The 12,429-nt window shown below is 66.7% G+C and carries 11 protein-coding genes; 1 reads left to right on the top strand and 10 read right to left on the bottom strand.

Annotation, left to right across the window (positions count from 1 at the left end):
* Positions 1–3 precede the first annotated feature (3 nt).
* Positions 4–855, bottom strand: a complete 852-nt coding sequence (locus tag HAQ05_RS03240) for a LysR family transcriptional regulator (RefSeq protein ID WP_190417312.1) — start codon at positions 853–855, stop codon at positions 4–6.
* Positions 856–964: 109 nt separating this feature from the next.
* Here HAQ05_RS03240 and HAQ05_RS03235 point away from each other — a divergent pair, with 109 nt between their 5' ends.
* Positions 965–1,510, top strand: coding sequence for a DUF4865 family protein (locus HAQ05_RS03235; protein ID WP_190417310.1), 546 nt, complete (start codon positions 965–967; stop codon positions 1,508–1,510).
* A 63-nt stretch (positions 1,511–1,573) separates the two neighbouring features.
* On the opposite strand, the gene HAQ05_RS03230 is transcribed toward HAQ05_RS03235, so the two are convergent.
* The 9 genes from HAQ05_RS03230 to HAQ05_RS03190 form a co-directional block, all read right to left on the bottom strand.
* Positions 1,574–3,256 carry a dipeptide ABC transporter ATP-binding protein gene (locus HAQ05_RS03230; RefSeq protein ID WP_190417308.1) on the bottom strand — a complete coding sequence of 561 codons (1,683 nt, stop codon included), beginning with the start codon at positions 3,254–3,256 and terminating at the stop codon, positions 1,574–1,576.
* Positions 3,253–4,128 (bottom strand): ABC transporter permease, encoded by an 876-nt coding sequence (locus HAQ05_RS03225; RefSeq protein ID WP_190417307.1) that lies wholly within the window; start codon positions 4,126–4,128, stop codon positions 3,253–3,255. The genes HAQ05_RS03230 and HAQ05_RS03225 overlap by 4 nt, the downstream gene beginning before the upstream one ends.
* Before the next feature lies 1 nt (position 4,129).
* Complete coding sequence (locus tag HAQ05_RS03220; RefSeq protein WP_190417305.1) at positions 4,130–5,080, bottom strand: ABC transporter permease; 951 nt, start codon at positions 5,078–5,080, stop codon at positions 4,130–4,132.
* On the bottom strand, positions 5,077–6,735 hold the full coding sequence (locus HAQ05_RS03215; RefSeq protein WP_190417303.1) for an ABC transporter substrate-binding protein: 1,659 nt from the start codon (positions 6,733–6,735) through the stop codon (positions 5,077–5,079). Before HAQ05_RS03215 ends, HAQ05_RS03220 begins: the two co-directional genes overlap by 4 nt.
* 125 nt (positions 6,736–6,860) lie before the next feature.
* Positions 6,861–8,447 (bottom strand): rhodanese-related sulfurtransferase, encoded by a 1,587-nt coding sequence (locus HAQ05_RS03210; RefSeq protein ID WP_190417302.1) that lies wholly within the window; start codon positions 8,445–8,447, stop codon positions 6,861–6,863.
* On the bottom strand, positions 8,444–9,052 hold the full coding sequence (locus HAQ05_RS03205) for a cysteine dioxygenase family protein (protein WP_190417300.1): 609 nt from the start codon (positions 9,050–9,052) through the stop codon (positions 8,444–8,446). The genes HAQ05_RS03210 and HAQ05_RS03205 overlap by 4 nt, the downstream gene beginning before the upstream one ends.
* On the bottom strand, positions 9,045–10,145 hold the full coding sequence (locus tag HAQ05_RS03200) for an LLM class flavin-dependent oxidoreductase (protein WP_190417298.1): 1,101 nt from the start codon (positions 10,143–10,145) through the stop codon (positions 9,045–9,047). The genes HAQ05_RS03205 and HAQ05_RS03200 overlap by 8 nt, the downstream gene beginning before the upstream one ends.
* A 233-nt stretch (positions 10,146–10,378) precedes the next feature.
* Complete coding sequence (locus HAQ05_RS03195; protein ID WP_190417296.1) at positions 10,379–11,173, bottom strand: class II aldolase/adducin family protein; 795 nt, start codon at positions 11,171–11,173, stop codon at positions 10,379–10,381.
* A gap of 13 nt (positions 11,174–11,186) precedes the next feature.
* Positions 11,187–12,401: an acyl-CoA dehydrogenase family protein gene (locus HAQ05_RS03190; protein ID WP_190417295.1), complete on the bottom strand. Its 1,215-nt coding sequence runs from the start codon at positions 12,399–12,401 to the stop codon at positions 11,187–11,189.
* Between the last annotated feature and the right edge of the window lie 28 nt (positions 12,402–12,429).

Below are 12,429 nucleotides of genomic sequence, written 5' to 3'. Positions count from 1 at the left end.
GGCCTAGGCGCGTGAACCGACCAGCGCCGCGCACAAGGCCCGCAAGCCGTCACGCCCAGGGGTATCGCGTACCTGCGAATGCAGGAGCACGTCACGCCCGGGTAGGCTTGGCAAGCCCAGCCGTGGGCCTACGTCTACGCTGCCGGGCGGTGCCACCCGCCGGCCGAGGGCGGCCACTGCCAACCCGGCCAATACGGCGGCGCCCAGGGTTATGATGCCGCCACCGACGAAGACTTCCCGCCAATCGATGCCCGCCGCGTCAAGGGTATCGACCGCCATGCGCCGCACATTGCACGGTTCGGCCTGGGTGGCCAGGCGCAAGGCCTCGCCCGCTGGCCATTGGAAATCCGCGAGGGCCATCCAGCCAAACGCCTCGTGCATCACCACCTCGCCGTCTGCACGCTGCGCGTCGTGGCCAAGCACCAGCGCGGCCTCCACCTCGCCGGCATCGAACGCCTGCAATGCCTCACGTGACGAGACAACCCGCACTTCCCACACCAAGGCCGGTGCAGCGGCGTTCAAGCGCTGGAGCAACGCGGGCAATTCACTGCCCACCAGGTGATGACTGAGCGCAACCGTCAGGCGCCGTTGAACCCGCCCGAAGGCTGCCAGGGCCCGCTCATGGGCAGCCAGCAAGGCCCGCGCTGCGCCCTCGAAGGCCGCCCCGTCGGCCGACAACCGCACCTGCCTTGGCGTACGCTCCAGCAGGCGGCGGCCAAGGTTGTGTTCCAGGCGCTTGATCTTCAGGCTGACCGCCGACTGCGTGGTGTCGAGCACTTCGGCGGCACGGGTGAAGCTTTTCAAATTCGCGGTGAGCACGAAGGCGTGTACCGCTTCCATATCCAGGCTTTTCATGGGCTGGCCATTTCTATATACAATCTCTGAAATATACAGCCATGGCTTTTTGTAATCTATGTGCAGAGGTAGGCTGAAGGCTCATCTCAGCGGCCCAGGAGCGCCTACCATGCCCGTCGTACATTATTCGCACCGCCTGCCCAGTGATTACGACCTGGCGATCATCCGCCGCCGTGCGCTGCAGCGCGGCCCGCAGTGGGATGCGCTGCCAGGGCTGCGCTTCAAGGCGTTCCTGCTAGGTGAGCAGGGCGCCACGGCCCGTTATGGGTCGTTGTACCTGTGGCAAGCGACACGCGACCTGCGCGACTTTTTGCTCAGTGGCCGCTACCAGGGGGTGATCGACAGCTTTGGCCGCGCGCCGATCAGCACCTGGTTACCCCTGGACGCACGGCTGGGCGACCCCGGCCTGGCACGCTTTGCCCACCTGGCCTACAGCGACCTGCCGCAGGGCCTGGACCTGGCGTCGCAGTTGGCCGAGGCGTGCCAACAAAACCAGGCCCATGCCCGCGAACCGGGTGTCGCCGCCAGCGTGCTGGCCGTGGACGCCGAGCGCTGGCGGCTGCTGCAGGTGGTGCTTTCAGCGGACCCTGGGCAAGCCCCGGGGCAGGTGCATGAAGTGTTGTACTTGGCGCGGCCGCACTGGGCCGAGGGCTGAGCGCAGGGTAGCCCCACGCGCTGTGACGGTCAGCCGGTTGGCCACGTGGGGGCTGCCCATCGCCTACTGCGCCCGCCTCAAAGCGGCCATAGGCGCGGGCCGCTCAAGCAACTGTTCGCCGTTGCGGGCTGCCGCGCGCTGGCCCGGGATAGCGCCGAGCAATTCACGGGTGTACGCACTGTGCGGTTGGCCCAGCACCTGGCCCGCCGCGCCATATTCGACCACCTGCCCTTGGCGTAGCACCAGCACCTGGTGGGCGAGGCTGCGCACCACGGCCAAGTCGTGGGATACCAGCACATAGGCCAGCCCTAATTCGGCCTGCAGCTGTGCCAGCAAGGCGAGAATCTGCCCCTGCACGGAAACGTCCAGGGCCGACACCGGTTCGTCGAGCAGTAGCAGCTGTGGTTGCAAGGCCAGGGCGCGGGCGATGGCCACCCGTTGGCGTTGGCCACCGGACAGCTCGCGCGGCAGGCGGTCGAGGTAGCTGGCCGGGAGTTGCACCTGCTCCATCAGCCGCTGCGCGGCCTGGGCCAGCGCAGCGCCCTTCAGGCGCTTGAACGACACCAGTGGCTCGACCACGCTCTGAAACACCGTAAAGCGCGGGTCGAGGGCGGCGAACGGGTTTTGCTGCACCAGTTGCATACGTTCACGCAGGGGGCGGAACTGGCTCCAACTGAGGTCCGTGACGTCTTGCCCGGCAAAACGCACCCGGCCCTGGTCGGGCTTTTCCAGGCCCAAGGCCAGGCGCAACGCGGTGCTTTTGCCCGACCCGGATTCGCCGACGATAGCCAGGGTTTGCCCGGCCCAGGCTTGCAGGCTCAGCGCCTGCAGGGCCTGAAAGTGGCTGGCTGAGCCCTGCACCGCGGGTACCCGGTAGGCTTTGCTGATACCGTCCAGCGCCAGCAACGGCACGCTGCCAGCGGCCGCTGTTGGGGCCACCGGTGGCGGGGCGGTTTCGGCAAAGGCCGGGGCGGCGGCGAGCAATTGGCGGGTGTAGGGGTGCGCGGGTGTGGCCAATACTTGCGCGGGTGCGCCGTACTCGACCGCTTCACCGGCTTTCATCACCAGCACCCGGTCGGCGCGGTCGGCCGCCACGCCCAGGTCATGGGTGATGATCACCAGCGAGATGCCACGGGCCTGCACCCGTTGCTCCAGGTGATCGAGGATGCGCCGCTGAACCGTCACGTCCAGCGCGCTGGTGGGTTCGTCAGCCACGATCGCCCGCGGGTTGCCCGCCAAGGCAATGGCGATCAGCACCCGCTGGCGCATGCCCCCCGAAAGCTCATGGGGGTATTGCCGGGCGCGTAGCGCCGGTGAATCCAGGCCCACCTCGGCGAGCAGTTCCAGCACATCAGCGTGCACCCCTGGGTAGCGCCGACCGTGGGCTTGGGCCAGGCTCTCGGCGACTTGCCGGCCAATGCGCTGGGTGGGGTTGAGGCTGACCATCGGGTCTTGTGGCACCAGCGCCAGTGTGCGCCCGCGCACAGCGCGCCATGTACGCTCGCTGGCGTGGGTGAGGTTCTGCCCGGCAATCAGCAACTCGCCAGCGCTGACCTGCGCGTTGCTCGGCAGCAGGCCGAACAACGCACTGGCCAGTGTGGTCTTGCCCGAGCCGGATTCGCCGACAATGGCCAACGTCTGCCCTTGGGCCACGCTCAGGCTCAGCTCGCGCACGGCGTGGGTGGCTTGGCCACCGGCGCGGTAGGTCACGTTGAGGTTACGCACATCGATCAGCGGCGGGTTCATCGTTGGGCCTCTTCCAGGGTGCGGGCAATATGGTTGAGGCTGAACACCACCAGCACCACGAACAGGCCCGGCAGCAACGAAACCCACGGGGCGGTGATCAGGAACTGCCGGCCGTTGGCGATCAGCGTGCCCCATTCGGCGGCCGGCGGTTGCGCGCCGAAACCCAAAAAACTTAAGCCGGCAGTGGCCAGGATCGCCGCGCCCACGTCAAGGGTGGCCAGCACCGCCACCGGGCCCCAGGCGTTGGGCAGCACGTGGCGCAATAAGGTGCTGGCCCAACTCGCGCCACCGAGCCGCGCGGCTTCCACATAAGGCAAGGTTTTCACCCGCAGAACTTCGGCGCGGGTGGTGCGGGCGAAGCCGGGGATGATCCCCACGCCGACGGCGACCGCCACCGGCAGGGTGCCGAAGCCGATGGCGGTGACGATCGCCAGCGCCAGCAGCAACCCGGGCAGGGCCAGCATCACGTCGATCAGGCGCATGATCAGCGCGTCTACCCGCCCGCCGAGAAAGCCCGAGACGACCCCCAGCGCTAAGCCGCACAGCAGCGCCAAGCCCACGGCAGTGAGGGCGGCGAACATCGACAGGCGCGCGCCATGCACCACCCGGCTGTAAAGGTCGCGGCCCAGTTCGTCGGTGCCGAACCAATGGGCGCGGCTGGGCGCTTGGAGCATCTGCGCCGGGGTGGTGGTGTAGGGGTCGTAATGGCTGAACAACGCCGGCGCCAACGCCGCGAGCAGGGCGAACAGTACCAGCGCCAGGGCGAGCACGAAGCCGGGCCGGCGCAGTAACGGCCAGGCGGCCTCCCGCAGGCGCAGCAGGCGGCCGCGCGGGCGCCAGGTGGGGGTGAGGGTATCGCTGATCACGGGCATGTCAGGGCACCTTGGCGGTGTGGGCGATACGCGGGTCCAGCACCGGGTAGAGCAGGTCGACCACCAGGTTGACCAGCACGAAGGCAGCGGCCGACACCGCTACCACCGCCAGTACCAGGGGAATGTCCTGGCGCAACACCGCTTCCTGCACCAAGCGGCCGACGCCGTTGCGGGCGAAAATGGTTTCTACCAGCACCGCGCCAGACACCGTATTGCCCACCTGTAGGCCTACCAACGTCAGCAGTGGCAGGGCAGCGTTGCGCAAGGCATGGCGCGCCTGCACCTGGCCACGGCTGAGGCCCTTGGCGAACGCGGTGACGATATAGGGCTCGCGCCACACCCCGGCGAAGCCGCGTTGCAGCACCTGGGCGTACACCGCCGCGCTGGGAATCGCCAGCGTCACCGCCGGCAACACCAGGCTTTCGATACCGTCGCTGCCGGTGGCGGGGAACCAGCCCAAGGTAAAGGCGAACACTTGAATGAGCAGCAGCCCCATCCAGAACACCGGCACCGAAAAACCCAAGGCCGGCAGGCGCGCCAGCGCCACCTTAAGCGGCTGCCAGCGTACGTAGGCGGCCACGTAGGCCAACCCCACGCCGCCGAACAGCGACAGCACGATGGCGCTGCCGGCCAGGGCCAGGGTCGTCGGCAGGCGCTCGGCCAGCACCGCCGTTACCGGCCGCGCCAGGGTGAGCGACTGGCCAAGGTCGCCGTGCAACACGCCCCAAAGCAAATGCAGGTACTGCTCCAGCAGCCCCCGGTCCAGGCCGTAATAGGCCTTGGCTTTGGCGATGTCGGCCGGCGACATGGCGTCGATTTCCATGCCGGCGGCACTGAGCATGATCGACAAGGGGTCGCCCGGCAGCAAGTAGAGAATTAAGTAGGTAATGCTGTACGCGCCCCACAACACCAGCAGGGCCTGGCCGATGCGGCCGAGCAGGTAGCGGCTCATGGGCCCACCTCGATGTCGCTGAGCAGGGCAAAACCCTCGGCGGTCCATTTGAAGTGTTTCACCCGCGGCGAGGTTGCCGCCTGCCATAGGCGTTCATACACCGGGATCGCCGAGCCTTGGTCCACCAGCAGGTCTTGCAGTTGGCCGTAGGCCACGCTGCGCTGGGCATCGTCAGTGGCGCCCAGCCCAGCATCGAACAGCACTTGGGCGCGTGGTAGTACCTCGGCTGTGTAGGTGTTGGTGGCCAGCGTCGAGCTATTGGCGGTGCGTGGGTCGAGAATGGTCTGCAGCACGATGGGGTCGGCACGGGTCATATAGGTGCTGGTCAGGTCGTAGTTCCCCGAGGCGTTGGCCGCGGCCCATTCGGCCTTGGTTTGCACCTTGAGCTTCAGGTCGATGCCAACCTGGCGCAGTTGGTCCTGGATCAACACGTCACCGGCGGTTTCCTTGGTCGCCACGTTGTATACCAGGGTCAGGCGCTGGCCAGCCTTGTAGCGATAGCCGTCTTCACCCTTGGCCCAACCGGCGTGGTCGAGCAGTTGCGCGGCGCCGTCGGGGTCATAGCCGAGCTTATCGCTCTGATCGCGAAAGTACGGCGTGGTGTCGTCGTAAACGCCCTTCACCACCGGGAACGTGGGGTTGTAAACGGTGTGGGCGTAAGAGGTGCGGTCGATCGCCTTGAGTAGGGCATGGCGCACGTCGATGTCGGCCAGGATGCGCCCGCCACGGGTGTTCGGGTAGAGGTTCCAGGCGGGGCCCGGCAACGAGCGGCTCTGCAGGGTGGCTTTGTTCGCTTCGAGCAGTTTCAGGTCTACGGCGGCGAACGGGTTGCGCGGCCAAAGGATATCCACCTTGCCCTGCAAGAACAGCCCATTGCGCACGCTGTCTTCGGGGATGTAGCTGAACTCGACGCTGTCCACGTGCGCCTCGCCGGGGTTGCTCACATTTGCCGAGGGCCAGGCGTAGCCCTGGCGCTTGACCAGCTTGAGGTCTTTTTCCGGGGTGTAATGCTCGACCACGAACGGCCCGGTGCCAATGATCTTGCCGCGCGAGCGCTCCTGCGCGGGCAGCGCGTAGGAGGCCGGCGCGAGAATGGCCAGGTTGGTGGTGGAGGTGGCCTGCAAAAAGCCCGCGTTAGGCTTGGCCAGCACCAGCTTCACGGTATGCGGGTCGAGCACTTCGGCATGGTCGTAACCGGCCAGGTAGGTGGCGCCGAACGCACTCGGCAACTGCTGGGCAAAGGCTTTGTCGGCGTCGAAGGCGGTTTTCACCGCCTGGGCGTCGAACGCTGTGCCGTCACTGAAAGTCACCCCCTGGCGCAGGTAAAAGGTGTACTCGCGCGCGTCGGGGCTAATGGCCCAACGCTCCGCCAGCCAGGGGATGATCTTGCCGCTCTGCGGGTCTTGGTCGGTTAGCGATTCGGCCACGTTGCGCAGCACCACGCGGTGCTCCAGCCAGTACACCTGGAACGGGTCGATACTCACCAACTGGGTATTGTCGCTCCAGAACGCCACCTTCAAGGTGTTGCCTGCCGGCTCGTTGCTGCCTTTGCAGGCGCCCAGTGCCAACACCAGTGCCAAGGGTGCCGCCACGGCCAGGGCGGTGCGGGTGAAACCTTTGAATGAATGGAAAGCGGGCGTGTTCAGCGTAGGCATTAGGGGCGTCATCCGTTACAAGTCCGTGTTAACCGGCCCTGGCCCGTGGTGCGGGTACAGTCAGCGCAAGCGCTTGAGCAAAAAAAGACTGAACGAGGCTGGCGCAGGCCGGCCCCGCCAGCGGTTTAGATCACCCGAAAATGATGGGTGCCGTCGCGGCCCAGTTGCGCCACCAGGCCAAATTCCCAGTCGAGGTAGGCTTGCATCGCTTCGCGCGGCGCATCGGTGCCTTCATAGGGGCGCCGGTAGCGGTCGTTACGCGGCACCGCCAGATGAGCCTCGCCGGCCTCCACGGGCAACCCGGCGGCCACCCAAGCGGCGGTGCCGCCTTGCAAAATGGCAACAGGTTTGTTCACCAATGCCTGCAGGTCGGCGGCGGCAAAGCGCGCCAGCAGGCTGCTACCGCAGGTGATCACATAGCGCTCGGCCACTGGCAGTTTCTCCAGTGCCTGGGCCAGTTGCGCGCGGATGGCCCAATGCGCACCGGGGATGTGGTGTTTGACATAGTTGGCACTGGTGGTCACGTCCAACAGCACGGTGTGCCCTTCATCCAGCCAGGCCTTAAGTTCAGCGGCCGCCACGCTCGGGGGCTGTGGCAGCGCCGGCAGTGGCGCTTGCCAGGCCCCGGTTTCATGCCAATCTTCGGTACCCAAGCCATCGATCACCGCCACTTCCCAACCCATTTGCGCCAGCCACGATGCGCTCATGTTGGCGCGCACGCCGTCATCATCGACCAGTACAATGCGCGCACCGCGCACGCTGGCCACATGGTCGGTTTCCTGCACCAACTGGCCGCCCGGCACAGGGCGTGCGCCGGGGAGGTGGCCAGCCAGGTATTCTTCCTCGCTGCGCACGTCGAACAAGTAGGTGGTGCGCCCAGCCTCGGCCTGCCATGCTGCCAGGCCGGCCAGCGACAGCCGCGCCACACCGGCGCGGTCGGCCACGGCGCGGGCCCGTTCGGCGGCCTGCGCAGCCTCTTGCGTGGCACGGTTGGGCAGGTAGCGGCGCTGCTGGCCGTGCTCCAGGGCAAGCCCTGCCAATGTCCAGCCGATGGTACCGTTGCGCAGCGCGGCCACGGGGTTGGGAATGCCGGCGTTGACCAGCGACTGGGTGCCGATCAGGCTGCGCGTGCGCCCGGCGCAGTTGACGATCACCTGGGTGGCGGGGTCTGGCGCCAGCTCGGCCACCCGCAGTGCGAGTTCGGCACCGGGTACGCTAATGCCGCCGGGGATGCTCATGGTCTGGTATTCGTCGAAGCGGCGGGCGTCGAGCACCACCACGTTGGCGTTCGCATCGAGCAACGCCTTGACCTCTTCGGCGGCCAGCGAAGGGGTATGGCGTTCATGCTCGACCAGTTCACCGAAGGCTTTGCTGGGCACGTTGACGTCGATGAACAACTCGCCGCCCGCGGCGCGCCAGCCGGCCAGCCCGCCCTCAAGCAGCGCCACGTCGCTATAACCCAACGCCTGTAACCGCGCGGCGGCGAGCGCCGCGAGGCCCTCACCCTCGTCGTACACGGTTACCGGCGTATCGCGCCGGGGAATGCGCGCATACACCTCCAGTTCAAGCTTGGACAGCGGGATGTTAGCGGCGAACAGCGGGTGGCCTTCGGCGAACGGTGCCTCTTCGCGGACATCGAGCAGGGCGTTCTCCTGGCGCTCGAGCAATTGGCGGCGAACATCGGCATAGGTGCGGGTGGCAAGCGTAGTCATGCGGCGCTGATCTCTTTGGACTGGTCCCAGAAGTTGGGCAGGTGTGAGTTGGAGTAGCCGGAGATGAAGGGTTTTTCAGTGCCATCGGGCAGGAACACCGCACGCTTGACCGCGCCAATGTTGGCGCCGTACACGTGGATGCTGATCGATACTCGATCATCGAAGGCATTGCTGACCTGGTGGATGTCGCCAATGTTCGGCGACACCGCCTCCACTTGGCCGGGGACCAGGCGAATAGCCGCGCCGTCGGCGGTTAAGCTGCCATCGGCTGCGCGCACGAAGTTCTGTGAATCCTCGGCACCGCGCAGCATGCCGATCAGCCCCCAGGTGCGGTGGTCGTGTACCGGCGTGCGCTGGCCCGGGCCCCAGACGAAACTGACCACGCTAAAGCGTTGTTGCGAGTCGGCGTGCAGCAACAGCTGTTGGTAGCGTTCAGGGTCGGGCCGGGTGAATTCCTCCGGCAACCAATCGTCGTGGCGCACCAATTCGGCCAGCAATTGCTGGCCACGGTCGAGGATGGCCGCTTCGTCGGTTTCAACGGCCAAGTAATCACCCAGTTCGGTGACGAACCGGCGCAGCCGGTCAAGGCGCAATTGCTCAGCCATGGCGCACCTGGGGGGCCTGGTCGTAGGCGGCAACTTGGCTGCGAATCTCCGGCAGCAGGTACTGGCCGTATTCCACCGCGTCGCGTAATTGGTCGAAACCGCGAAACAAAAAGGTGGTCACGCCCAGCTTGTAGTATTCCAGCACCGCTTCGGCAACCTGCTCGGGTGTGCCCACCAGCGAGGTGGAATTGCCGGCGGCACCGGTGAGCGCGGCGATTTCCGTCCACAGGCGTTTGTCGTGCACCTTGCGCTGGCCGGCCAGCGCCACCAAGCGCTCGGAGCCGGCGTTGCTCTTGCCGAAATTACGGTCACGCCGGCCGCCCTGGCGCTGGGCCACATTCACCCGCGCCTCTTCGAGAATCCGCTCGGCACGTGCCCAGGCTTCTTCTTCGGTGGCGCCGAGGATAGGCCGCAGCGACAAGCTGAAGCGAATGTGCTTTTCCCGGCCATACTGGGCAGCGGCTTCGCGGACCTTGGCGATGCGCTCGCGCACCTGGGCCAGCGGTTCACCCCACATCATGTACACGTCGGCGTGGCGTGCCGCCACTTCCACGGCGGCGTCCGAGGCGCCCGATATGTACAGCGGGATGCCTTTGACCGGCTTGACACGGGTGAGGTTGTCTTCAACGCGGTAGTGCTCACCGTGGTGCGCGAACGGCTGGGTTTGCGTCCACACCTGTTTCATCACTTCCAGGTATTCGCTGGTGCGGGCGTAACGGGCGTCTTTGTCGAGGTAATCGCCGTCGCGCTGCAAGTCACCGCTGTCACCGCCGGTGATCACGTTGATCGCCGCGCGGCCGCCGGAAAGCTGGTCGAGGGTCGCGAATTGGCGAGCGGCAAAGGTCGGTGCCTGGAAGCCGGGGCGGTGCGCCACCAGCAGGCCCAGCTTGTCGGTGACCGCGGCAATGTGAGTGGCCAATATCAGCGAGTCGGGCGAGGAAGTGTGCACGGCCAGCAACACTTGGTCGAAGCCGCCGTACTCCTGGGCCTGGGCGAATGCGCGAATGAACGGTAAATCCACCAACGGGCCTCGGGCGGCTTGGGATTCGCTGCTTTCTTGGGGGCCAACCAGGCCAATGAACTCCAGGCTCATGTTCGGTGCTCCTTGGGGCGGTGAGTGAAGAAGGGCGTAGCCGCCATCGACGGCCGCCCCTGGCACAAGGTTCGGCAACCCACCGCCGGGGGAGGGGGCGGGCCGGGTTATGACCTTATGCGCTGGGTTATGCGCTGTGAAAGGTTTTGTGGTTATAAGCTAATCGCTGCCCATCGGCACCGGCAGGTGCCTGCGCCGGCCTGATGGGCGGTGGCCGCGGTCAAGCGGCGTATTCACAGGGCGTAGTCTTGGCCGTGGCGGTCAAGCTGGCGGATCAGCGCATCCCAGTGGCGCTGTACGGCAGGGCTGTCGCCGCTGCGCTGCGGCCCGGTTTGCTCGCGGACCTTGTCGATGGCCGCCTGCGGCGCATGCAGCAGGCCGTCGTTACCGCCCGCCTGGGCGGCGATCTGGATGTTGCAGGCGCGCTCCAGCCCATGCAGTTCGCGGAACGCATGCTCCACGCTGGTGCCGGCGGTGAGCAGGCCATGGTTGCGCAAAATGAGGATATTTCCCGTGCCCAGGCTGGCCGTGAGCCGCTGTTGTTCGTCCAGGTCCAGGGCCACGCCTTCGTAGGTGTGATAAGCCACCCGGCTGTAGTAGATCAGCGCATGCTGCGACAACGGCAACAGCCCGTCACGCTGGGCCGACACCGCGGCGCCGTCGCGGGTGTGGGTGTGCAGCACGGCCTTGAGGTCGGGGCGGGCACGGTGGATGGCGCTGTGGATCACGTAGCCGGCCTGGTTGATGCCCAGGCCCAGTGGGTCGTCGATGATCGTGCCATCCACGTCGACCTTTACCAGGTTCGATGCGCTGATCTCGTCGAACAACAGGCCGAAGGCGTTGATCAGAAAGTGTTCCTCTGGCCCCGGCACCCTTGCGGAAAAATGCGTGTAGATGTGGTCGGTCCAGCGAAACAATGCGGCCAAGCGGTAGGCGGCGGCGAGCTTTACCCGCACCTCCCATTCTTCGGTGCTCACGCGCTGGCGCACGCTGGTTTGGCTGTCGGCTACGGCGGTCAAAGCAGGCATGTTGGGGCTCCGTTCAATTCGAGGTGGGCAGTGGATGTACGGCGGTCTGGGCCAGCGCGGCTTGGCCCACGGCGGTGAATACGCTGTCGTCTTGCGGGGTGTGCACACGGCTGCAGAGCACGTCGCGGTAATGCCGCTCCAGCGGGTTGTGGCGGCTCAGCCCAGGGTTGCCTACCGCCTCGATGGCCAGCTCTACCGCGGCAATGGCATTGCTGCTGACCAGTTGCTTGACCTGCCCGGCATGCGCCGCGGCCACCTGCCCGGCTGCGGCGTTGTCGAGCAGGCTGCGGTTGGCGAACAGCAGGGTGTCGATGCGCCCGAGGCGCTCCTGAAAACGCGGCAGGCTCGCCAGCGGCGCGCCCAGGTTGGCCGGCGTGCGCTGTTGCAGAAACGCCACCAGCCAGTCCCGCGCGGCCTGGGCCACGGCGTCGTAGACACTGGTCAACAGCACCGCCATCCACAACAATGCCTCGTCGTTGGTTTCCGCGTGCGGCGCGTGGGCCGGCCCCACCGCCACGGCGTGGTCCAGCGGCAGCAACACATCGGTGAATTCGACACGGTGGCTACAGGTGCCGCGCATGCCCAAGTGGTCCCACTCTTCGACCACCCGAATGCCGGGACTGTCTTTGTGCACCAAAAAGCCGCCTACCCGCGGTTCGGCCTCGTCGCTGCGTGCCCACACCACGTACCAGGTCAGGCCATAGCTGCCAGTGGAGTAGATCTTGCTTCCGCTCAGCCGCCAGCCTTCTGCCGTGCGCCGTGCCACGGTGGCGGGCAAGCCGCCGCGCGCCGGGCTGCCGAGTTCGGGTTCGACGCGCAGGGCGTTGAGCAATGCACCGTCCAGCACGGCATCGCGCGCCACCCGTTCACGCAGGTGTGCCGGCCAGCGGCTGTCATCTTGCAGGCGCGCGTGCTGCAGGTAGTGCATCACCAGGATCAACGCCGTCGAGGGCTCGCCGCGGGCCACCGCGGTGATCACCCGGCGCGCCGTGGCAAGGTCCGCGCCAGCGCCGCCGAGGGCGCGTGGCACGGTCAGGGCCAGCAAGCCATGGCGGTGCAACAGCGCGAAGTTGGCAGCAGGGAAGGCGCCGCTGCGGTCGATGGCGGCGGCGCCCTCGGCCAATTGCTGGGTAATCGCCTGCAATTGGGCGTCGAACGTGGGGCCGTGTAGGCGAGGGGGCACCGCTTCGCTGGCGGCGGGCAGGCTGGGCGTGGAAAACAAGCTCATCGGGCGCTCGTGTAGGCAATGGCGGTGC

Origin of the sequence: Pseudomonas typographi, from assembly GCF_014694385.1 — a bacterium.
Classification (GTDB): Bacteria; Pseudomonadota; Gammaproteobacteria; order Pseudomonadales; family Pseudomonadaceae; genus Aquipseudomonas; species Aquipseudomonas typographi.
The sequence above is the reverse complement of the archived record's forward strand: the minus strand, read 5'-3'. Positions and strand labels throughout refer to the sequence as shown.